The following is a 21,503-nucleotide window of genomic DNA, read 5'->3' as shown; positions in this document are numbered from 1 at the left end:
AGAACCGCCCGTTGGAGACCCCCATGGCCCCGTCCCCCACCCGTCGCGCCCTCCTCGGCGGCGCCGCCCTGCTCGTCGCCAGTCCGGCGCTGCTGCGCGCCCAGACGCGCACCCTCAACCTCTATTCCTCGCGCCACTACGACACTGACGAGGCGCTCTATTCGGACTTCACCAAGCAGACCGGCATCGCCATCAACCGCGTCGAGGCCGGCGAGGACCCGCTGCTCGCCCGCATGCAGAGCGAGGGCGCGAACTCCCCCGCCGACGTGCTGATCACGGTGGATGCGGGCCGCATCGAGAAGGCGCAGGGCATGGGCCTGCTGCAGCCCTTCGCCTCCGAGACGCTGGCGAGCCGCATCCCCGCGAACCTGCGCGATCCCGACGGCAACTGGTTCGGCTTCTCCACCCGCGCCCGCGTGTTCCTGGTCGCCAAGGACAAGGTGGCCGAAGGCGCGATCGGCAGCTATGAGGATCTCGCCGACCCGAAATGGAAGGGCAAGGTGCTGATCCGCTCCTCGACCAACGTCTACAACCAGTCGCTGACCGGGTCGGTCCTCGCCGCCCACGGGCCGGAGAAGACCGAGGCCTGGGCGCGCGGCGTCGTCGCCAACATGGCCCGCCCGCCGCGCGGCGGCGACACCGACCAGATCAGGGCCGCCGCGGCCGGCGAGGGCGACATCGCCGTCGCCAACACCTACTATTTCGGCCGGATGGCGCTGTCCTCCAAGCCGGAGGACAAGGCGGTGGTGGAGAAGCTGCGCGTCGTGTTCCCCAATCAGGCGGACCGCGGCACCCACGTCAACATCTCGGCGGCCGGCATCGCCCGCCACGCCAAGAACATCGACGCGGCCAAGGCCTTCCTCGAATATCTCTCGACCCCCTCGGCGCAGCGCTACTTCGCCTTCGGCAATTCGGAATATCCGGTCGTCGCCGGGGTGGAGCCGCCGCCCCACGTCGCCGCCTGGGGCAAGTTCAAGGTCGATGCGCTCAATGCCCGCGTCTTCGCCCGCAACAATGCCGAGGCCCTGAAGATCATGGACCGCGCCGGCTGGAAGTGATGCCTTGACCGACGCCGTCCTCGGCCCCTCCTCCCCCGCCCCGCAGCGCCCGGTCGTCATGGCCGGGCGTCCTGCGTTGCTGGGGCTGGCTTTGGTCCTGGCGGCGGTGGTGGCGACGCCGATCCTGGCGGTGGCGCTCAGCATCTTCCAGCGCGGCAGCGGCTCCATCGCCCATCTCGCCGAGACGGTGCTGGCCGAGATCGTGCTGAACACGCTGGGGCTCATGGTGATGGTGGGCGCCGGAACGGCGGCGATCGGCGTCGGCACCGCCTGGCTGGTGACGCTCTGCCGCTTCCCCGGCTCGCGCGCCTTCGAGTGGCTGCTGCTGCTGCCCCTCGCCGTTCCCGCCTACATCATCGGCTATGCCTATACCGACGCCATGGCTTTCGCCGGCCCGATCCAGAGCGGCCTGAGGGCGATGTTCGGCTGGTCGCGGGGCAACTACTGGTTTCCCGAGATCCACAACCTGCCCGGCGTCAGCCTCATGCTGACCCTCGTGCTCTACCCTTACGTCTATCTCCTCGCCCGGGCCGCCTTTCTCGACCAGTCGACCTGCGTGCTGGAGGCGGCGCGCACCCTCGGCGCCAGCCCCTGGACCGCCTGCCTGCGCGTCGGCCTGCCCATGGCCCGGCCGGCCATCGCCGCCGGCGTGGCGCTGGCGCTGATGGAGGCGCTCGCCGACTTCGGCACGGTGCAGTATTTCGGCGTGACGACCTTCACCACGACCATCTACCGGACCTGGTTCGGCCTCGGCGACCGGGTGGCGGCGGCGCAACTCGCCACCGGCCTCCTCGGCTTCGTGCTCCTGCTCGTCGCCGTCGAATTCCTGGCCCGGCGCGACCGCCGCTTCGGCGCCGGCGGCAGGCGCCACCGCACCATCGCGCCGCTGTACCTGACCCGGCGCGCCGGCGCCCTCGCCTTCATCGCCTGCGGCCTGCCGGTCCTCCTCGGCTTCATCCTGCCGGTGGCGGCGCTGTTGCGCCTGCACGCCCTCGACGGCGACCCGCTGCTGAGCGGGCGCTTCCTCACCTATGCCCAGAACTCCTTCGTTCTCGCCGGCGCCGCCGCCGTGCTCGTGGTGACGGCCGCGACGCTGGTCGCCTATGCGGGGCGGCTGTCGCCGGGTCCCGTGACCACCACCGCCATCCGCATCGCCAGCATCGGCTATGCGGTGCCGGGCACCGTCATCGCCGTCGGCATCCTGATGGCGTTGGGCGGGTTCGACGCGGCGCTGGACGGCTGGGCGAAGGCGGCCTTCGGCTGGGGCACCGGCCTGCTCTTCTCCGGCACCGCCGCCGCGCTGCTCTACGCCTATCTCGTCCGGTTCCTCGCCGTCGCGGCGGGCCCGGTGGAATCGGGCCTGCACCAGATCCCGGCCTCCCTCGACGCCGCCGCGCGCACGCTGGGCGCCAGCGCGGCCAAGGTCGCGGCCGCCATCCATGCCCCCATGCTGCGGCGGCCGCTGCTGACGGCGGCGCTGCTCGTCTTCGTCGACGTGCTGAAGGAGCTGCCGGCGACCATCATCGTCAGGCCGTTCAATTTCGACACGCTCGCCATCCGAGTCTACAACCTCGCTTCCGACGAGCGGCTCGCCCAGGCTTCCACGGGCGCGCTGGTGATCGTCGCCATCGGCATCGTGCCGGTCGTCATCCTCACCCGGATGATCGCGCGCGACACCCGCCTCGGCTCGCGGCCGGGCGCCTAGCGGCGGTCGCGGAAGAAGTCGCGCAGGAGCTCGGCGGATGCGGTCTCGCTCAATCCCCCATAGACCTCCGGCCGGTGGTGGCAGGTGGAGCTCCCATAGAGCCTGACGCCGTTCTCGACCGCCCCGCCCTTCACGTCCGCCGCGCCGAAATAGAGCCGGCGGATGCGGGCGAAGGAGATGGCGGCGGCGCACATCGGGCAGGGTTCGAGGGTCACGTAGAGGTCGCAGCCGGGCAAGCGTTCGGACCCGAGGGCGGCGCAGGCGAGGCGGATGGCGACGATCTCCGCGTGGGCGGTCGGGTCGCGGTCGGCGAGGGTGCGGTTGCCGGCGCGGGCGATGACGACGCCGTCGCGGACGATCACCGCACCGACCGGCACCTCGCCGCGCGCGGCGGCCGCGCGGGCTTCACCCAGAGCCTCCGCCATGGGCGTCGATGCCGCCTGCGGCTGCTGCGAATCACCGGCTCTCGCCATTTCGCCCCGTTCGTGCTAAAGGCCCGCGCTCCTGCCGGGGCACCCGGCCGCGCACGCCGGATGGCGCCGCGACAACCCGATCTCACGAGAACCCCATGCCCCGCAAGCGCGACGATGACCGTCCGGCCCCCAGCCGGACGCGCAAAACCGATTCCAAAGCCGCTCCGGCCGCCGCCGAGACCAAGCCCGCCGCCGCCAAGAAGGCCGCGAAGGCTGCCGCCGTTCCGGCCGAGGCCGTGACCGCCGCCAAGGCGAAGACCGCCATCGCGAAGACGGCGAAGGCGAAGGCCGCCGAGGCCGCTCCGGCCGAGGCCGTGACCGCCGCAAAGGCGAAAAGCACGACCGCCAAGACGATCAAGGCGAAGGCCGCCGAGGCCGCTCCGGCGAAAACAATTCCTGCCAAGACCAATGCCGCCAAGCCGGGTAAGGCGACCGCGGCTAAGACCAAGACCGCCAAGGCCGCCGCTCCCATCGAAACCGCCCCCGCCGAGACCGTCCCGGCCGCCGCCGAGGCGCCGAAGGCCAAGGCTGCCTCCAAGGCCAAGACCGCGAAGGCCGCGAAGGCCGAGGCCGCCCCCGTCACGGAGGCCCCGGCTCCCGCCGCCGAGGCCGAACCTGCCGTCGAGAAGCCCGCCAAGGGCGGCCGCAAGGGCAAGGCCGCGCGGATCGAGGCCTACGATCCCATCGCCGCCGACGAGGACATGCCCGCCTTCCTCGACGACATCGACGAGGATCCGGTGGTGAAGGCGCTGGCCCGCGAGGCCGGCATCGAGAAGAAGCCGCGCGCCGAGCGCAGCAGTCGCGAGGACCGCCCGAAGCGCTCGTTCGCCGAGGAGCGCGGCCAGCGCGACCGCAACACCGTGCCGCGCGAGCGCGACCGCTCGTTCGAGCCCGTCAACCGCGGCGAGGAGCGCATCGCCCGCGTCCTCGCCCGCGCGGGCCTGTGCTCGCGGCGCGAGGCCGAGGAGTGGATCGAAGCCGGGCGCGTCAGCGTCAACGGCACGGTGCTGACCTCGCCCGCGATGAACGTCACCGAGCGCGACGTGGTGCTGGTGGACGGCGAGAAACTGCCGGAGCGCGAGCGCACCCGGCTGTGGCTCTACCACAAGCCCGCCGGCCTGGTGACCACCAACAGCGATCCGGAGGGCCGCCCGACCATCTTCGACCGCCTGCCCGACGACCTGCCGCGGGTGGTGACGGTGGGGCGCCTCGACATCAACACCGAGGGCCTGCTGCTGCTGACCAACGACGGCGGCCTCGCCCGCGTGCTCGCGCTGCCCGCCACCGGCTGGCTGCGCCGCTACCGCGTGCGCGCCCATGGCAGCGTGGACCAGACGACCCTCGACCGCCTGCGCAAGGGCATCGAGGTGGACGGCATCGAGTACGGGCCGATCGAGGCCGAGCTCGACCGCGTGCAGGGCGCCAACAGCTGGCTCACCCTGTCGCTGCGCGAGGGCAAGAACCGCGAGGTGAAGAACGTCCTCGGCGCCATCGGCCTCGACGTGAACCGCCTCATCCGCGTCTCCTTCGGTCCCTTCCAGCTCGGCGAGCTGCCCGAGGGCGAGGTGGACGAGATCCGCACGCGGGTGCTGCGCGACCAGCTCGGCGAGGAGCTCTCCGAGCTCGCCGGCGTGGAGTTCGACCGGCCGGTCTTCGAGCAGGTGGGGGCCCGCGAGGAGCGTTCCTCCCGCAAGGGCCGTCCCGAAGGGCGCCCCGAGCGCGACGCCCGGCCGGCCCGTTTCGAGGGACGCGGCGAGCGGCCCTCCCGCTTCGGCGACCGCGACGAGCGGCCCTCCCGCTTCGGCCGCGACGAGCGTCCGGCCCGCTTCGGCCGTGACCGCGACGAGGGCGAGCGCGGCGCCGGCAGGACGCCGGAGCACCGCTTCGGCAACCGTCCGCGCGTCTGGCGAGACGGCGAGGCGACCGATTTCGGCCCGCGCAACAAGGCGCGGCCGGCCTATAAGGGCGGACGGCCCGGCGAGGAGGGCGGCGAGCGCGACTTCAAGCGCGGCGCTCCCTTGACCGATTCCCGTGGCCGGCGCGTGCGCGTCGAGAAGATGGGCGGTGACGAACCGGCCGCCGCGCGGCAGGAACGCTTCGAGAGCCGCCAGGCGCGCCAGACGGAGGATCGCGGCGAGCGCCCGTTCCGCAGCCGCGACGATGCCCCGCGCGGCGACTTCAAGCCGCGTGGCGAGCGCCCCTTCCGCGACCGGGACGGCGACGCACCGCGCCGCGACTTCAAGCCGCGCGGCGACCGGCCCTTCCGCGACCGGGACGGCGATGCCCCGCGCGGCGAGTTCAAGCCCCGCGGCGATTTCAAGCCGCGCGGTGACCGCCCGTTCCGGGACCGCGACGGCGACGCTCCGCGTGGCGAGTTCAGGCCCCGCGGCGAGTTCAAGCCGCGTGGCGATCGTCCGTTTCGGGATCGCGACGGGGACGCCCCGCGTGGCGAGTTCAGGCCCCGTGGCGAGTTCAAGCCGCGTGGCGACCGTCCGTTCCGGGATCGCGACGGCGACGCTCCGCGTGGCGACTTCAAGCCGCGTGGCGAGCGTCCGTTCCGGGATCGTGACGGCGATGCGCCGCGCCGTGACTTCAAGCCCTGGGGCGACCGCGAGGAGCGGAGCGGCGGCCGTGACTTCAAGCCGCGCGAGAGCCGCTTCGGCGACCGGGCCGAGCGTCCGGACGGCGATCGTCCCCGCGGCGGCAAGCCCTTTGGCGGCAAGAGCTTCGGCGATCGCCCCTCGGGTGGACGCTCGTTCGGCGACAAGCCCTCCGGCGGCAAGAGCTTCGGCGGCGGTCGCGGCGAGCGCTCCTTCGGCGATCGTCCGTCGGGCGGCAAGAGCTTCGGCGGCGGTCGCGGCGAGCGCTCCTTCGGCGATCGTCCCTCCGGCGGCAAGAGCTTCGGTGGCAAGAGCTTCGGCGGCAAACCCGGCGGAAAGCCCTTCGGCGGCAAGCCGGGCGGCAAGCCCTTCGGGGGCAAGCGGGACCGCTGAGCCTTGCGCATCGTCGGCGGAAAATACCGGGGGCGCAGCCTCCTCGGCCCGAAGTCGGACGCGATCCGCCCGACTTCGGACCGCCTGCGGGAGAGCCTGTTCAACGTGCTCGTCCACGGCTACGGCGACCCGTGCGACGGCGCACGGGTCATGGACCTCTTCGCGGGTACCGGCGCCCTCGGACTCGAGGCGCTGTCGCGCGGAGCCGCCTATGCCGCCTTCGTCGACCAGAGCGCGGAGGCGCGTGGCCTCATCCGCGGCAATGTCGACGCGGTGGGGCTGGCGGGCGTCACGGGGCTCCTCAAGCGCGACGCGACGAAGCTCGGCCCGCTCGCGCCCTTCGAGCCCTTCACCCTCGCCTTCTGCGACCCGCCCTACCGCAAGGGTCTCGGCGAGCGGGCGCTGGCGAGCGCCCGCGACGGCGGCTGGCTCGCCCCCGACGCGCTTGTGGTGCTGGAGGAGGCAGGGGACGTCGCCGTCGCCGTCCCCGAAGGCTTCGTGACGGAGGAGCGCCGCGAGGCGGGCGAGACGCAGCTCCTGTTCCTGCGCCGCGCCTGATCCCGGCTATTTCTTCAGGAGATCGCGGATCTCGGTGAGCAGCAGCACGTCGGCCGGGGTCTCGGCGGGCTTCGCGGGCGCGGCCTCCTGCTGCCGCTTCAGGCGGTTCATGCCCTTCACCACCATGAACATGACGCCGGCGATGATCAGGAAATTGATGGCGATGGTGATGAAGCGGCCGTAGGCGATGACGGCGCCCTGCTTCTGCGCGTCCACCAGGTTGGTGGCGGTGACGGCGCTGCTGAGCGGCAGGAAGTAATTGGTGAAGTCGAAGCCGCCGATGGCGCCGAGGATCGGCATGAAGAGGTCGCCGACGATGGACTCGACGATGCGGCCGAAGGCGGCGCCGATGATGACGCCGACGGCGAGGTCGACGACGTTGCCCTTCAGAGCGAATTCGCGGAATTCCTTGAGCATGGCGGGCCTCCTGCTATGCCAGTCGCGTCAGCGGGGCGCGCAGGGTCGGCCAGATTCGCCGGGATGGCAACCGTTTCCCCTGACATGACCGGAGGCGGGAATGGACAGGCTGCCGCCCGCGTGGTCAGATCGGCGCCCCCCATGGGCTGCGGCTCCGCCATGACGGTTTTCCCATGATCATGCCCCCGACATCGCCGCCATGAGCATGGGTCTGGTCATCATCCTGACCGCCTTCGCCTATCTCGGGGCGCTGTTCGTGGTCGCCTATTGGGGCGACCGCCGCCGCGCGCAGGAAAAGGCGATCCGGCAGAGCCAGACCTGGATCTATCCCCTCTCGCTGGCCGTCTATTGCACGTCCTGGACCTTCTTCGGCTCGGTCGGTCTCGCCTCGCGCTCCGGCTTCGACTTTCTCGCCATCTATATCGGGCCGATGCTGCTCTTCGCGCTGTTCTGGCCGCTGATCCGCCGAGTGGTGCGGATCGCCAAGGCGCAGAACATCACCTCGATCGCCGATTTCATCGGCGCGCGCTACGGCAAGAGCCAGGCGGTGGCCGGCATGGTCTGCCTCATCGTGACCGTCGGCACGATCCCCTATGTCGCCCTGCAACTGAAGGCGGTGTCGTCCTCGCTGATGACGACGATCCGGCCGGACGAGATCGTCAACGTCACCCAGGAACTGCCTTTCTTCGGCGATCTCGCGCTGGTCGTGGCGGTGTCGATGGCGGTCTTCGCGATGCTGTTCGGCACGCGCCACGCCGATGCGACGGAGCACCAGGACGGGTTGATCCTCGCGGTCGCGGCGGAGTCCATCGTCAAGCTCGTCTGCTTCCTCGCCATCGGGCTCTACACGACCTACGTGATGTTCGACGGCTTCTCCGACCTCTTCGCCCAGGCGCGGTCGCGGCCCGACATCGCCGCCTCGGTGCTGCGCTGGCCGGACCTGTCGACCTTCCTGACGATGAGCGCCCTATCCTTCTGCTGCGGCATCCTGCTGCCGCGCATGTTCCATGTCGGCGTGGTGGAGAACCATTCCGAGGCGGAGATCCGCCGCGCCTCCTGGCTGTTCCCGCTCTACCTCGTGCTCATCAACCTCTTCGTCATTCCCATCGCCGTGGCCGGGCTCCTCGTCTTCCCGGCCGGCTCCATGGATAGCGACATGACGGTGGTTGCCCTGCCGATGTCCCGGGGCAACGAGCTGCTGACGCTCGCCGCCTTCATCGGCGGCCTGTCCGCCGCCACCGCCATGGTGATCGTGGCGAGCGTCGCGCTGTCGATCATGATCTCCAACGACGTGGTCATCCCGTCTCTTCTGACGCTGCGCGGCCGCCTGCTCGCTGGCGAGGGCACGGCCGACGACCGCACCGACCTCGGCCCGACCATACTCATGATCCGCCGCACCATCATCCTGGCGGTGATGATCCTCGCCTATCTCTACTACCGCATCGCCGGCGAGGCGCAGCTCGCCTCCATCGGCCTCCTGTCCTTCGCGGCGGTGACGCAGCTCGCGCCCGCCTTCTTCGGCGGGCTGTTCTGGCGCCGCGCCAATGCCGGCGGCGCCGTCGCCGGCATGGCGGGGGGGCTGGCGGTGTGGACCTACACGCTGCTCCTCCCCATGCTGACGACGACGGGCGCCCTGCCCTCGCGGCTCGTCGCCGAGGGCCCCTTCGGCATCGTCTGGCTGCGGCCGCAGAACCTGTTTGGCATGGTCGACCTCCCGCCGCTCGCCCACGGCGTGTTCTGGTCGCTGCTCCTCAACCTCCTGCTCTATGCCGGCGTCTCGCTGCTGCGCCGGGCCTCGGCCATCGAGGTGATGCAGGCGAAGATCTTTCTGCCCTCACCCCCCTCCGACTATGCGCCGAGCTTCCGGCTCTGGCGCAGCGCCGTGACCGTGGAGGACGTGCGCGCGACGGTGGCGCGCTATCTCGGGGCGGAGCGCACCCATGCCGCCTTCGAGAGCTACGCCATGGAGCAGGGCCTGCCGCTGGAGGGGGCGGCGGAAGCGGACATCGAACTGCTGCGCTACTCGGAGCGCCTGCTCGCCTCGGCTATCGGCACGGCATCCTCGCGCCTCGTCCTGTCGCTGCTCCTGAAGAAGCGCTCCGTGTCGACCACCGACGCGTTGAAGCTGCTCGACGACGCCAATGCGGCGATGCAGTACAACCGCGAGGTCCTGCAGACGGCGCTCGAACACGCCCGCCAGGGCGTCAGCGTCTTCGACGCCGACGGCAACCTCATGGTGTGGAACCGGCCCTTCGCCGAGGTCCTCGCCCTGCCGGCGGAGACGCTGCACATCGGCGCCGGCTTCGACCGCATCGTCAGGGCGCTGGCGGTGCGCGGCGAGTTCGGACCGGGCGACATCGAGACGCTGGTGGCCGAGCGCGCCGAACGGCTCCTCAAGGCCGACGAACCGCAGATCGAGCGCCTTGCCAAACTCGGCCTGTTCATCGAGGTCCGCGCCGCGCGCCTGCCGGACGGCGGCATCGTCACCACCTATACCGACGTCACGGCCTCCGTCGCGGCGGCCGAGGAGCTGGAGCGCGCCAACGAGACGCTGGAGCGGCGCGTGCGCGAGCGCACCGAGGAGCTCACGCGGCTCAACGCCGAGCTGGCGCTGGCGAAGCAGGAGGCGGACGAGGCGAACCTCTCCAAGACCCGGTTCCTCGCCGCGGCCAGCCACGACATCCTGCAGCCGCTCAACGCGGCGCGCCTCTACACGACGAGCCTGGTGGAACGGCGCACCGGCGGCGACGAGCGGCGGCTCGTCGACAATGTCGACGCCTCCCTCGAGGCGGTGGAGGAGATCATCGCCGCTCTCCTCGACATCTCGCGGCTGGATGCGGGCGCGATGAAGCCGGAATTCGGCAGTTTCCGCATCGACGAGCTGTTCCGCCAGCTCGCGGTGGAGTTCGCCCCCATCGCCGAGCAGAAGGGGCTGAGCCTCACCTTCGTGCCGACGGCGCTCGCCATCCACTCCGACCGGCGGCTGCTGCGCCGCCTGCTGCAGAACCTCATCTCCAACGCGATCAAGTACACCGCCGAGGGCGGCGTGGTGATCGGCTGCCGCCGGCGCGGCAAGAAGCTGTCGCTGGAGGTGCACGACAGCGGGCCGGGCATTCCCCAGGCCAAGCAGCGGATCATCTTCCAGGAGTTCCAGCGGCTCGAGCAGGGGGCGAAGGTGGCGCGTGGCCTCGGGCTCGGGCTCTCCATCGTCGAGCGCATCGCGCGGGTGCTGGAGCACAAGCTGACGGTGAAGTCGAAGGTCGGGCGCGGCTCGACGTTCTCGGTCACGGTGCCCATCGCCCCCGCCCTGCCGGCGGTGGCGCCCGGCCCTGCGCCCTCGCCCCTGCCGGCCGCCCCGCTCGACGGGCTGACCGTGCTCGCCATCGACAACGAGCCGAAGATCCTGCACGGCATGGAGGCACTGCTGTCGGGCTGGGGCTGCCGGACGCTCATCGCCGACGGCTGGCCGGCGACCCACGACGTGCTCAACGCCAGTCAGGTGCCGCCGGACGTGGTCATCGTCGACTACCACCTCGACGAGGGAAACGGCCTCGACGTCGTCACCCAGCTGCGCTGGCGCTTCGGCGCCTCATTGCCCGCCATCCTCATCACCGCCGACCGCAGCCCGGAGGTGCGCGACCGGGCGCAGGCGAAATCGGTGCATCTGCTCAACAAGCCGGTGCGCCCGGCAGCGCTCAGGGCGCTGCTCGCCCAGTGGCGGGTGCGCAAGCTCGCTGCCGAATAGGCCGGCTCAGTCCGCGCAGGCCTCGCCCATGAAGGTCTCGATCCGCTCCAGACAGCGGTCGGTGTTGGAGCCGGGGAAGCCGATGAAGACGTGGCAGCCGCCGGCATAGACCTCGAGCGTCGCGCGGTTGCCGGCCGCCGCCCAGCGCGGCGCCATGAACAGGGTGTCGTCCACGAGGGGATCGAGAGAGCCGACGGTGAAGAGCGCCGGCGGCAGGCCCTTCAGGTCGGCATGGAGCGGCGAGATGTCGGGGTTGCGGACATCGCCGCCCTGGACCAGGAAATGGCGGACGAACATCTCGATGTCGCGGGTGTTGAGCACCAGCTTCTCGGCGCCCCAGCGCCGCACCGAGGGCGTGAGTGCGAGGTCGTAGCAGCCGGCGTGGAGATTGGCGGCGCGGAAGGGCATGACGCCGTGGCGGTCGCGCAGGCGCAGGAGCGTCACCGCCGCCAGATGGGCGCCGGCGCTCTCGCCGCCGATGACCAGCCGGTCGGTGCCGAAGAGCCGCTTCGCCTCGCCGGCGATCCACAGCGCGGCAGCCTCGCAGTCGTCGGGCCCCTGCGGATAGGGGTGCTCGGGCGCGAGGCGGTAGTCGATGGAGACGCAGGCCATGCCAGCGCGGTCGGCGAAGCGCTCCAGCCACTGGTCCTGCTGGTCGACGCTGCCTAGCACCCAGCCGCCGCCGTGGATGTGGACATAGACGCCCTTCGGATTCTCGGGGGCGATGATCCTCAGGTCGATGGGGCCGTGCGGGCCGTCCATGGTGATCGTGCGCGCCCGCGGCGAGGGAATGGGGGCGGGGAAGGCACCGCGGCCCTCGCGCCGCATCTGGCGGATGACGGCGGGGGGATGAGCCCAGTTGTCCCAGCTCTCCAGCCGCTTGAGGATGGCGGCGTTGACGGCGAGGGCATCGGCGGGCGCCTTGCCAGCATCGAAGGAGGGCCCGAGGGCGCTTGTCAGGTCGATCATGATTCATCCGCCTTGCAGTGGCGCCGATGAAAGCCCGCCCCGCCCGCAAGGGCAAGCCGGCCGGTGGGCTCCCGCCATGCGGGCGGCTGGGCTAGACTCGTCCCATGAACCCGACAGACATCGCTCCGGCCCCGTCCCCGGATCTCGCGCTCGTTCTCGGCGGCGGCGGCGCCAAGGGCCTCGCCCATATCGTGGTGATCGAGGCGCTGGACGACCTCGGCATCCGCCCGCGCCAGGTCGCCGGAACCTCCATCGGCGCCATCGTCGGGGCCTGCTATTGCGCCGGCATGAGCGGCGCGGACATGCGCGATTACGCGCTCGGCGTGCTGCGGATGAAGCCGGACGTGCTGCGCGCCCTGTTTGCGGCGCGGGTGGGTCGCTTCTCCGACATCCTGCGCGGCGGCCTGACCAATCCGGTCCTGGTGGACGCGGAGAAGCTCTTGGCGGCCTTCCTGCCGCCGGTGATCCCGGCCACCTTCGAGGAGCTGGAAATCCCGCTGACCGTGGTGGCGACCGACTTCTACGCCCGCACCGACATCGCCTTCTCGGACGGGCTGCTGGTGCCGGCGGTCGCCGCCTCCATGGCCATTCCCGGCGTGATCCGGCCGGTGCGCCATCGCGGCCACGTGTTGGTCGACGGCGGCACGATCAACCCCGTCCCGGTCGATCGGGTCTCGGCGGCGGTGACGCTCGCCGTCGACGTGCTGAACGGCTCCGGAGCGGAGCGCGAGATCGACGACGTGATTCCCGAGCCCTGGGACGCCATGTTCGGCTCGGTGACGCTGATGATGCAGGTGCTGAGCACCGCGCGGCTCGCCGAACACCGGCCGACCATCCACCTGCGTCCGCCCGTCGACCGCTTCCGGGTGCTGGATTTCCTGCGCGCGCGGGAGATCCTTACCGCCTGCGAGCCGGTGAAGGACGAGGTGAAGCGGCGGGTGACGCTGGCCCTGGAGGCGATCCCCGCCGAGATCGCCGGCCGGCCGGGGACCTGAGGACTCAGCGCCGGCCGAAGAGCCGCTCGACATCGGCTAGCGACAGGGTCACCGAGGTGGGACGGCCGTGGTTGCACTGAGCCGAGCCCGGCGTCGCCTCCATCTCGCGCAGCAGCGCGTTCATCTCGGCGGGGCGCAGCAGCCGCCCGGCCCTCACCGAGCCGTGGCAGGCCATGGTGGCGGCGACCGCCATGAGACGCTGCTCGAGCGGCGCCGTACTGTCCCATTCGGCGAGGTGCTCGGCAATGTCGCGGGTCAGCGCCTCGGCATCGGCCTCGCCCAGCATGGCCGGGGTCTCGCGCACGATAACGGCGCCTGGCCCGAAGGGCTCGACCACCAGGCCGAAGGCGGCGAGGTCGTCGGCGCGCTCGACGAGGCGGGCGGCATCGGCCGGATCGAGCTCGACCACGACCGGAATGAGCAGAGCCTGGCGGGCGATGCCGCTCTCGGCCATCTGTCGCTTCAGCCGCTCGTAGACGAGGCGCTCGTGGGCGGCGTGCTGGTCGACGATGACGAGCCCGTCGCGGGTCTGGGAGAGGATGTAGGTGCCGTGGACCTGGGCGCGCGCCGCACCCAGCGGCCGGTCGAGATCGTCCTCGGCCGGCGCGGCCTCGGCGGCACGGGCATCGGCGGAGGGCGCGATGTCCATGGCGAAGGCGGTCTGGGCCGCCTCGCCGAAGCCGCCGGCCGGCGCCGACGGCCGTGACGGCGAGGCGCGCCAGTCCCAGCCCGCCGCAGGGACGGCGGCGCCTGCCGGGCGAAAGGCGCCGAGGGTGGCGGCGGCGATTGTGGTGGCGGTCGACGGCGAGGCCGCGGCGATGGCCTCACGGATCGACGCGACGATCAGGCCGCGCACCAGGCCTGAATCACGGAACCGCACCTCGGTCTTGGCGGGGTGAACGTTGACGTCGACCTCGTGGGGGTCGAGCTCGAGGAAGAGCGCGACGGCGGGGTGGCGGTCGCGCGGCATGGTGTCGGCATAGGCGCCGCGGATGGCGCCGAGCACGAGGCGGTCGCGGATCGGCCGGCCGTTGACGAAGAGGAACTGGCTCGCCGCCGTCGCCTTGCCGAAGGTCGGCAGGCCGGCGAAGCCGAAGAGGCGGACCTCGCCGCGCCAGACGTCGATGGGCAGGGCGTTCTGGGCGAAGTCGCGGCCGGCGACATCCGAAATGCGGGCGAGGAGGCCGGCCTCGCCGAAGGCCTGGGCGGGGAAGTGCCGGGTGGGGCCGTCGGCATCCGCCAGCGAGAAGGCGACCGTCGGATGGGCGAGCGCCAGGCGCTTCACCACTTCGGCGACGGCGGCGGCCTCGGCGCGGTCGCTCTTCAAGAACTTCAGCCGGGCCGGCGTCGCAGCGAAGAGGTCGGCGATCTCCACCCGCGTTCCCGCGGCCAGCGCGGCCGGGCGGCATTCGCCTTTGGCGCCGGCATCGACGGTCAGCGACCAGGCGTGGGGCTCGTCGGCATGGCGGGTGGTGAGGGTGAGGCGCGAGACCGCACCGATGGACGGCAGCGCCTCGCCACGGAAGCCGAGGGTGCGGATGTCGAGGAGGTCCTCGTCGTCGAGCTTGGAGGTGGCATGGCGCTCGACGCAAAGGGCGAGGTCGTCGCGAACCATGCCGCAGCCGTCGTCGGCGACGCGGATCAGCCGCCGGCCGCCGGCCTCGATCAGCACGTCGATGCGGGAGGCGCCGGCGTCGAGCGCGTTCTCGACGAGCTCCTTCACCGCGGCGGCGGGGCGCTCGATCACCTCGCCGGCGGCGATGCGGTTGACGACACCTTCGGAGAGCTGGCGGACGGCCATGGGATGATCCTAGCGCCCGGCGCAGCCGGCGTCAGGTCCGGTCACGGATCAGCGCCCTGAGGCCGGAGCCGCCGGGGCGGCGCGGCTCGCGCGTCGCCGCGGCCTGGGCGAGGACGGCGGCGCCGAGTGTCTGGGGACGGGCCTCGGGACGCTGGTCGGGGCGGGCGCGGCCGGCCGGCGTCGCGGCAGCCACGGGCGCGGCGGCAGCCGGTTCGGCCGCCGACATGACCTCGGCACGCACCGGGCGGGGCAGCGAGAACAGGGAGCCCTGGGCGAGCTTCACGTCGTAGTCGAGCAGGTCCACCACCACCGCCTCGGTCTCCACGTCCTCGACCACGAGGTCGATGCCGTAGCGCAGGAAGAGGCCCGCCAGGTCGGCGACGTGGATGGCGGCGCCGGTCTCGGCGGAGCGGGCGATCATCAGCGAGGCCGGCACCTTGATGAGGCGGAAGCCCTTGTCGGCGAGGTCGCGCGGCTCGATGCGCAGGTCGCGCACGCCGTCCATGGCGAAGCGGAAGCCCTTGTCTGTGAGGCTGCGCAGGGTCTCGACGTCGAGCGCGCTCATGGCGCGGACGGTCGCCTGGGTAAAGCCGAGGACGAGGGAGCCGGCGATGGCGCGCGAGGCCTCCAGCGAGGCGATCAGCTCGGTGGCGAAGGCGGCATCCGCCAGGGCCGAACCGGAGACGTCGCAGACGAGGCCGACGTCGCGGTTGCGGGCGGTCAAGCGGCGGACGATCTGCACGCAGCGGCCGAGCACCTCGGCATCGAGGCCCGGCATCAGCCCCGCATCGTCGGCGAGGCTGCGATAGTCTTGCGGCAGCAGCACCTGTCCCTCGGCGGTGCGCAGGCGCACCGACGCCTGATAGGAGCGAACCTTGCGCTGCGGCAGGGTGACGATGGGTTGCAGGAAGAGTTCGTAGCGCTTGGCGGAGATCGCCTCGTCGATGGCCGTGATGGCGTCAGCGCGGGTCATGCCCTCGAAGACCTCCGGCAGGTCGGCGGTCGCCGAGCGCGGCTCGACCTGGCGGCGGAGCTGCGCCGCCTGCCGCTGCAACACCTGGACGGGCGGCGGCGGCGGTGTTTCGCGCGGGGCGGAGGCGGCGACGGGCGCCGTCGCCGGCGCGGCCGGCGCCGCGGCCACGGCGCCCTGGCTGGTGACCTGGAGGATCGCCTCCTCATGGATCTGCAGGGTCTCGGCGAACTGCTTCACCAGCGCGCCGAGCTCGCCGACCTCCTCGGCGATGGGGTCGGCGACGGCGCGCGCCCTGTCGAGCGCCATGGCCTCGAAACGCTCGATGCGCTGCGTCAGTTCGGCGAGGCCGCGGGTCGTCTCGCCGCTCGTGCGGGCGAGATCGACGAGACGCGTTTCGGTCGCTGCGCGGTCGGCGCCGATCTGCCCGCCGAAATGGCCGATGACCATGGCGAGCAGCACGCCCAGCCCGACAACCGCCGCCGTTCCCGCCTCGACCGCGGCGACGGTGAAGGCGAGGACGGAGGCCGATGCGGCGATCGCCACCATGCAGAGGGCGATGAGGTAGGAACCCGGTCGGGCCATGGGTGAGCCGAATGTGATCCGCTGGCTGTTGCGCTGCCGGAAGGATGCAATGCGGCACGCTGATTCGTCTCGCGTTTCCGTGGGGTCGCAGCCCCTCGCCGCGCTTGCCCACAGGGATGTCGCCCCCCACCAGGGAACCGCCGCGCCGTCAGCAGATTGTCCTATTGCGCTGCATCATAACGACGGTGAAGGTGGCGCCCCCTTGAGGAGGTGTTCCCCCCATGCCGATCCGTTCCATCCGGTCGCTCGCTTACGAGGATCTGACTGTCGGCCTGTCAGAACTGGTGATGAAGACCGTCACCGACCAGGATATCGTCGGTTTCGCCGACATTTCCGGCGACCAGAACCCCATTCACCTCTGCGACGTCTATGCCTCGAAGACCCGCTTCGGCCAGCGTATCGCCCACGGGCTCTATACCGCGAGCCTCATCTCGGCGGTGATCGGGACGCGCCTGCCCGGACCGGGTGCCGTCTATCTCTCCCAGACGCTCAACTTCAGGGCGCCGGTGAAGATCGGCGACGTGGTCCGCGTCCATGTCGAGGTGGCGGAGCTGATGCCGGAGCGCCAGAGGGCGCGGCTCGCCTGCGAATGTGCCGCGGACGCGGCGGTGGTGCTGGAGGGCGAGGCCTGGGTGCGTGTTCCCTCCCGCACCGAACTCGAGGCTGCGGCCTGAGGGCGAAGAGGCTGCTTGACGGGCCGGGCCGCCATCGGCAGGGTCCGCCGCGCCACAGCCCATGCCATCGAAGCCCGCTTTCGCCATGCCCCTGATCCTGCCGCCGCCACGGCCGGCCGCTTCCTTCCCGGTCCTGGCCCGCGACGCGGCGGTGCCTGACGCGCTGCGCGGCGCGGTGGTGGCGATCGGCAATTTCGACGGCGTCCACCGGGGCCACAAACATGTGGTGGAGGCGGCGCGCCGGCGTGCCGCGGAGGCCGGCCGGCCGACCATCGTCATGACCTTCGAGCCGCATCCGCGCGCCTATTTCCAGCCCGACGTGCCGCTGTTCCGCCTGAGCGACCCGGCCGCCAAGGCACGGCTGCTGGCCGGACTCGGGATCGACGCGCTCGCCGTGCTGCCCTTCGACCGCACCCTCGCCGAAACCCCGGCCGACGCCTTCGAAACCGAGCTCCTGGTCGACTGGCTGGGGGCGGCGGACGTGGTCGTGGGCCGCGACTTCCACTACGGTGCGCGGCGCCGCGGCAGTGCCGAGACCCTGCAGCAGGCGGGGCGCTCCAAGGGCTTCGGCGTCAGCCAGGTGAAGGCCCTCGACAGCGGCGGCGCCACCATCTCCTCCTCCGCCATCCGCGACGCCCTCGCCGCCGGCGACGTCGCGACCGCCAACGACCAGCTCGGCCACGCCTGGTTCGTCACCGCCACCGTCATCCACGGCGAAAAGCGCGGGCGCGAGCTCGGCTATCCCACCGCCAACCTGAAGCTCGATCCGGCTTGCGGGCTCCGGCACGGCATCTATGCCGTGAAGGTCGGCCTCGACGGCCGCTGGCTCGACGGCGTGGCGAGCTTTGGCCGCCGCCCGACCTTCGACAACGGCGCACCGCTGCTCGAGGTCCATGTCTTCGACTTCGCCGAGAGCCTCTATGGCCGCGACCTCGACATCGTCTTCGCCGGCTTCATCCGGCCGGAAGCCAAGTTCGAGACGCTGGATGCGTTGATCGTGCAGATGGACCAGGACAGCCGCGACGCCCGCGCCATCCTCGACGGTGCCTGACAGGCGACTATTTCCATCTTCTGGATGCGAATCTTAATTACATTTCGACACTGTTGATCCTATATTAACCGCGGTGACGCCTACTCTGGAACCAGTCGAACCAGAGGACAGCCCCCATGTCTGCCCGGATTCCCACCCTGAAGATCGGCGGAAAGTCCGTCGGCTTCGTCATTTTCCTCCTCGTCATCACCGCCGCCGTGACGATCGCCGCCGGCTGGTGGCTGATCCAGACCCGCAACCAGACGACGGCGCTGCAGGACGCGCAGACCAACCTGCGCACACTGGCGGTGCTCTTTTCTGCGAGCCATGCCGACAGTCGCTTCACCGTCGCCGAGGAGCGCGTCACCGACATGCGCGCCGGCTCCATGCCGGCCTTCACCGACCACGGCATCGTCGACCGGACGGTGCAGGCGGTGGGCGGTGTCGCCACCATCTTCGTCACCGACGACCAGGGCGTCTTCATCCGCCGCACCACCAACGTGAAGAAGGAGAACGGCGACCGCGCCGTCGGCACCGCGCTCGCTCCCGACCACCCGGCGCAGGCGCCGCTGAAGGCCGGCCGTCCCTATTACGGACCGGCGACGCTGTTCGGCCGCTCGTTCTACACCGCCTACCATCCCGTCCTGGACGGCGCCGGCAAGGTGATCGGCGTGCTGTTCATCGGCATTCCCACCGCCGCGCTGCATACCGAGGCGCGCCAGACGCTGATGGGCATGGTGGCTGCGCTGCTTGTCATCGTCGTCGTCCTCGGCGGGCTCGCGGCCGTCGTCGTCCGCCGCGCGGTCAAGCCGCTGGTGGCCGCCACCGCCTCGCTCGAGCGGGTGGCCGCCGGCGACCTCGACACGCCCATCGCCGCTCCGACGCGCAGCGACGAGATCGGTGACCTGACGCGGGCCCTGGCCGTGCTGCGCGACAACGCCCGCCGGGCCAAGACCGCGGAGGCGGAGCGTCTGGCCGAAGCCGAGACGCGCGCCGACCGCGGCCGGAGGCTGGAGGCCGCCATCGTCAACTACGAGAAGGCGATGGCCGCCCGGATCGCCGATGCGGACGCCGCCGTCGGCGGGCTCGACGCCAGCGCCTCGGCCCTGACCACCACGTCTGCCGCCATGGCCGGCAAGGTGGACAACGCCTCGAAGGCCACCGACCGGGCCACCGCCAACATGAATGCGGTGGCGAGCGCGGCGCATCAGCTCGCCGCCTCCATCATCGAGATCGGCCGCCAGGTGTCGGCCTCCTCGGAGGTGGCCGGGCGGGCCGTGCAGGAAGCCGGCGAGACCGGCGCGCGGGTGGCGGAACTCGACGGCGCGGCGCGCAAGATCGGCGAGGTCATCAGCCTCATCAACGCGGTCGCCGAACAGACCAACCTGCTCGCCCTCAACGCCACCATCGAGGCCGCCCGCGCCGGCGAGGCCGGAAAAGGGTTCGCCGTGGTGGCCGCCGAGGTGAAGCAGCTCGCCGGCCAGACCGCCAAGGCCACCGACGAGATCGCCTCCCAGGTCGGCCGCATGCAGGCGGCCACCAACGCCACGGTCCAGGCCATCGGCGTCATCACCGAGACGATCGGCTCGATGGACCACATCACCACGGCGATCGCCGCGGCCGTCGACCAGCAGCAGGCCTCGACGTCGGAGATCTCGCGGGCCATCGCGGAGGCCAACAGCCAGGCGGACCTCGCCCGCCGCTCCATCCTCGACGTCAGCGGTGCGGCCGAGGGCGCCGGCCGTTCCGCCTCCGAGGTGACCCAGGCGAGCCGTCGCCTCGCCGGCTGCTCGGCCAGCATCGACGAAGCCCTCAAGACCTTCGTCGCCGAGGTGCGCGCCGCCTGATCAGCGGGGCGCATTCGCGCCATGACCAGGCTTGATTGGACCGGCCGGGACGATGCTCCTATCGTCCCGGCCGCTGTCGTTGCGGCAGGAGGGTTCCGCCATGTATGTGCCGCCCCTGTTCCGGATGGGCGAGGAGGCCGAGGTGATGGCCTTCTGCCGGGCGCACCCCTTCGCGCTGCTGGTGACCCATGGCCGCGACGGTCTCTTCGCCACCCACCTTCCGGTGATCCTGAAGGAGGTCGAGGGGACCGGCCCCGCCTTCTTCGGCCATGTCGCCAAGGCCAATCCGCACTGGCGGAACACCGATGAGGGGGCCGAGGCGCTGCTCGTCTTCACCGGTCCGCAGGCCTATGTGACCCCCTCCTGGTACGCGACCAAGAAGGAGACGGCCAAGGTCGTGCCGACCTGGAACTATGCCAGCGTCCACGTGCGCGGGCGGGTGTCCTGGCCGACGGAGGAAGCCTTCCTGCGGCAGAACCTCGCCGACCTCACCGACCGGCACGAGAGCGGTCGCGACCATCCCTGGGCGTTGAGCGACGCGCCGGACGATTTCGTCGCCATGCAGATGCGGGCGATCGTCGGCATGCAGTTCGCGGTCTCGTCCTTCGACGCCAAGCTGAAGATGAGCCAGAACCGCCCGGCGGCGGATGTGGAGGGTGTCGTCGCCGGTCTGTCCGCCTCCGGCGATCCGGCCGACGCGGCGGTGGCGGAGCTGGTGGAGTCCCTGCGCGGGGGCAAGGTCAGCTGAGGGCGGCGAGCAGCGCGGCGGCCATCAGCCCGGCGAGGAAGATGAGCCCGGCATCGCGGTTGGACTTGAACAGCCGGAGACAGAGGTCCGGGTCGGCGATGTCGAGGCTGCGCACCTGCCAGGCGAGGTGCACGGCGAAGGCGGCGAGGCCCGCATAGGCGAGCGGCGGGGCCGCGAGGCTCCACAGCGCCGCCGCGAAGAGCGCGACCGCCGCCGCATAGAACAGCGACAGGTAGAGCGGTGTCCTCTCGCCGAAGAGCAGCGCGGTCGAGCGGACGCCGACGATGGCGTCGTCCTCGCGGTCCTGGTGGGCATAGATGGTGTCGTAGCCGATGACCCACAGAATGGAGCCCGCATAGAGCAGCAGCGCCGGTGCATCGAGCCGGCCGAAGGCCGCCGCCCAGCCCATCAGCGCGCCCCAGGAGAAGGCGAGGCCGAGCACCGATTGCGGCCAGGAGGTGATGCGCTTCATGAAGGGATAGATCACCACCACCGCCAGCGAGGCGATGCCGACCGCCCAGGCGAAGGGCTGCCAGAGCGCCAGCAGGACGAGGGCGCCGAGGCCGATCTGGGCGAGGAGGAAGATCTTGGCCTGCCGGCTGGTCACCTGTCCCGAAGGCAGCGGCCGCGACCGGGTGCGTTCCACCATGGCGTCGATGTCGCGGTCGACGAGATCGTTATAGGTGCAGCCCGCTCCGCGCATCGCCACGGCGCCGACGGCGAACAGCGCCATGTGCCAGAGGTTCGGCAGGGGCTGGCCGGCCGCCAGCGCGGCGAAGGCCGCCGACCACCAGCACGGCAGGAGCAGGAGCCAGGAGCCAATGGGCCGGTCGGCGCGGGCGAGCCGGAGATAGGGCCGCCAGGCGAGGGGCGCGTGGGTGTCGACCCAGGAGCCCCGAACGGCGTCGGCGACGCGTCCGTCCGCGGCGGTCATC

16 protein-coding genes are annotated in these 21,503 nt (G+C 71.5%); 10 read left to right on the top strand and 6 right to left on the bottom strand.

Features of this window, described 5'->3' with window-relative positions; translation table 11 throughout:
• Positions 1-23: 23 nt before the first annotated feature.
• Together C6569_RS00280 and C6569_RS00275 are read left to right on the top strand one after the other, a co-directional pair.
• A complete protein-coding gene (locus C6569_RS00280; RefSeq protein WP_106750812.1) occupies positions 24-1,058 on the top strand; it encodes a Fe(3+) ABC transporter substrate-binding protein in 1,035 nt (344 codons plus the stop codon).
• Positions 1,059-1,062: 4 nt separating this feature from the next.
• Entirely contained in the window at positions 1,063-2,763 is a 1,701-nt protein-coding gene (locus C6569_RS00275) for an ABC transporter permease (RefSeq protein ID WP_106746971.1), read from the top strand.
• Here C6569_RS00275 and C6569_RS00270 read toward each other — a convergent pair.
• Positions 2,760-3,236 (bottom strand): nucleoside deaminase, encoded by a 477-nt coding sequence (locus C6569_RS00270; protein ID WP_425440688.1) that lies wholly within the window; start codon positions 3,234-3,236, stop codon positions 2,760-2,762. The two genes, C6569_RS00275 and C6569_RS00270, sit on opposite strands and share 4 nt — an antisense overlap.
• 860 nt (positions 3,237-4,096) lie before the next feature.
• Between C6569_RS00270 and C6569_RS00260 the strand changes: the two genes are divergently transcribed.
• Both C6569_RS00260 and rsmD read left to right on the top strand, forming a co-directional pair.
• Positions 4,097-6,229 (top strand): pseudouridine synthase, encoded by a 2,133-nt coding sequence (locus C6569_RS00260; protein WP_425440722.1) that lies wholly within the window; start codon positions 4,097-4,099, stop codon positions 6,227-6,229.
• A gap of 3 nt (positions 6,230-6,232) precedes the next feature.
• Complete coding sequence (gene rsmD, locus C6569_RS00255) at positions 6,233-6,787, top strand: 16S rRNA (guanine(966)-N(2))-methyltransferase RsmD (protein WP_106746969.1); 555 nt, start codon at positions 6,233-6,235, stop codon at positions 6,785-6,787.
• A 6-nt stretch (positions 6,788-6,793) separates the two neighbouring features.
• Here rsmD and mscL read toward each other — a convergent pair whose 3' ends face one another.
• A complete protein-coding gene (gene mscL, locus C6569_RS00250) occupies positions 6,794-7,204 on the bottom strand; it encodes a large conductance mechanosensitive channel protein MscL (RefSeq protein WP_106746968.1) in 411 nt (136 codons plus the stop codon).
• A gap of 199 nt (positions 7,205-7,403) precedes the next feature.
• Here mscL and C6569_RS00245 point away from each other — a divergent pair, with 199 nt between their 5' ends.
• Positions 7,404-10,949 (top strand): hybrid sensor histidine kinase/response regulator, encoded by a 3,546-nt coding sequence (locus C6569_RS00245; protein WP_106746967.1) that lies wholly within the window; start codon positions 7,404-7,406, stop codon positions 10,947-10,949.
• Between the two features lie 6 nt (positions 10,950-10,955).
• On the opposite strand, the gene C6569_RS00240 is transcribed toward C6569_RS00245, so the two are convergent.
• Positions 10,956-11,918, bottom strand: a complete 963-nt coding sequence (locus tag C6569_RS00240; RefSeq protein ID WP_106746966.1) for an alpha/beta hydrolase — start codon at positions 11,916-11,918, stop codon at positions 10,956-10,958.
• A 104-nt stretch (positions 11,919-12,022) separates the two neighbouring features.
• Here C6569_RS00240 and C6569_RS00235 point away from each other — a divergent pair, with 104 nt between their 5' ends.
• Entirely contained in the window at positions 12,023-12,913 is an 891-nt protein-coding gene (locus C6569_RS00235; RefSeq protein ID WP_106746965.1) for a patatin-like phospholipase family protein, read from the top strand.
• A 4-nt stretch (positions 12,914-12,917) separates the two neighbouring features.
• Here C6569_RS00235 and mutL read toward each other — a convergent pair whose 3' ends face one another.
• Positions 12,918-14,714: a DNA mismatch repair endonuclease MutL gene (mutL, locus tag C6569_RS00230; protein ID WP_106746964.1), complete on the bottom strand. Its 1,797-nt coding sequence runs from the start codon at positions 14,712-14,714 to the stop codon at positions 12,918-12,920.
• Between the two features lie 31 nt (positions 14,715-14,745).
• The gene (locus C6569_RS00225; RefSeq protein ID WP_106746963.1) at positions 14,746-16,269 is read right to left on the bottom strand and encodes an EAL domain-containing protein; all 1,524 of its coding nucleotides are present in this window, start codon (positions 16,267-16,269) and stop codon (positions 14,746-14,748) included.
• A gap of 221 nt (positions 16,270-16,490) precedes the next feature.
• Here C6569_RS00225 and C6569_RS00220 point away from each other — a divergent pair, with 221 nt between their 5' ends.
• From C6569_RS00220 to C6569_RS00205, 4 genes are all read left to right on the top strand, one after another.
• The gene (locus tag C6569_RS00220) at positions 16,491-16,943 is read left to right on the top strand and encodes a MaoC family dehydratase (RefSeq protein ID WP_106746962.1); all 453 of its coding nucleotides are present in this window, start codon (positions 16,491-16,493) and stop codon (positions 16,941-16,943) included.
• An 85-nt stretch (positions 16,944-17,028) separates the two neighbouring features.
• On the top strand, positions 17,029-17,994 hold the full coding sequence (locus C6569_RS00215) for a bifunctional riboflavin kinase/FAD synthetase (protein WP_106746961.1): 966 nt from the start codon (positions 17,029-17,031) through the stop codon (positions 17,992-17,994).
• A gap of 116 nt (positions 17,995-18,110) precedes the next feature.
• The gene (locus C6569_RS00210; RefSeq protein WP_106746960.1) at positions 18,111-19,820 is read left to right on the top strand and encodes a methyl-accepting chemotaxis protein; all 1,710 of its coding nucleotides are present in this window, start codon (positions 18,111-18,113) and stop codon (positions 19,818-19,820) included.
• A gap of 100 nt (positions 19,821-19,920) precedes the next feature.
• A complete protein-coding gene (locus C6569_RS00205; RefSeq protein ID WP_106746959.1) occupies positions 19,921-20,568 on the top strand; it encodes an FMN-binding negative transcriptional regulator in 648 nt (215 codons plus the stop codon).
• Here the strand turns inward: C6569_RS00205 and ubiA are convergent.
• Positions 20,561-21,502, bottom strand: coding sequence for a 4-hydroxybenzoate octaprenyltransferase (gene ubiA / locus C6569_RS00200; RefSeq protein WP_106750810.1), 942 nt, complete (start codon positions 21,500-21,502; stop codon positions 20,561-20,563). The two genes, C6569_RS00205 and ubiA, sit on opposite strands and share 8 nt — an antisense overlap.
• Between the last annotated feature and the right edge of the window lies 1 nt (position 21,503).

Origin of the sequence: Phreatobacter cathodiphilus (assembly GCF_003008515.1) — a bacterium.
GTDB lineage: Bacteria > Pseudomonadota > Alphaproteobacteria > Rhizobiales > Phreatobacteraceae > Phreatobacter > Phreatobacter cathodiphilus.
This window is presented reverse-complemented; position numbering and strand designations above follow the sequence as displayed.

Bases quoted from the DNA above. Each gene is read 5' to 3' on its own strand.
- C6569_RS00205 (WP_106746959.1), top strand. From the start codon at position 19,921: ATGTATGTGCCGCCCCTGTTCCGGATGGGCGAGGAGGCCGAGGTGATG.
- C6569_RS00245 (WP_106746967.1), top strand. From the start codon at position 7,404: ATGAGCATGGGTCTGGTCATCATCCTGACCGCCTTCGCCTATCTCGGG.
- mutL (WP_106746964.1), bottom strand. From the start codon at position 14,714: ATGGCCGTCCGCCAGCTCTCCGAAGGTGTCGTCAACCGCATCGCCGCC.
- C6569_RS00215 (WP_106746961.1), top strand. From the start codon at position 17,029: ATGCCCCTGATCCTGCCGCCGCCACGGCCGGCCGCTTCCTTCCCGGTC.
- C6569_RS00225 (WP_106746963.1), bottom strand. From the start codon at position 16,269: ATGGCCCGACCGGGTTCCTACCTCATCGCCCTCTGCATGGTGGCGATC.
- mscL (WP_106746968.1), bottom strand. From the start codon at position 7,204: ATGCTCAAGGAATTCCGCGAATTCGCTCTGAAGGGCAACGTCGTCGAC.
- C6569_RS00235 (WP_106746965.1), top strand. From the start codon at position 12,023: ATGAACCCGACAGACATCGCTCCGGCCCCGTCCCCGGATCTCGCGCTC.
- C6569_RS00270 (WP_425440688.1), bottom strand. From the start codon at position 3,236: ATGGCGAGAGCCGGTGATTCGCAGCAGCCGCAGGCGGCATCGACGCCC.
- C6569_RS00220 (WP_106746962.1), top strand. From the start codon at position 16,491: ATGCCGATCCGTTCCATCCGGTCGCTCGCTTACGAGGATCTGACTGTC.
- C6569_RS00240 (WP_106746966.1), bottom strand. From the start codon at position 11,918: ATGATCGACCTGACAAGCGCCCTCGGGCCCTCCTTCGATGCTGGCAAG.
- C6569_RS00210 (WP_106746960.1), top strand. From the start codon at position 18,111: ATGTCTGCCCGGATTCCCACCCTGAAGATCGGCGGAAAGTCCGTCGGC.
- ubiA (WP_106750810.1), bottom strand. From the start codon at position 21,502: ATGACCGCCGCGGACGGACGCGTCGCCGACGCCGTTCGGGGCTCCTGG.
- C6569_RS00280 (WP_106750812.1), top strand. From the start codon at position 24: ATGGCCCCGTCCCCCACCCGTCGCGCCCTCCTCGGCGGCGCCGCCCTG.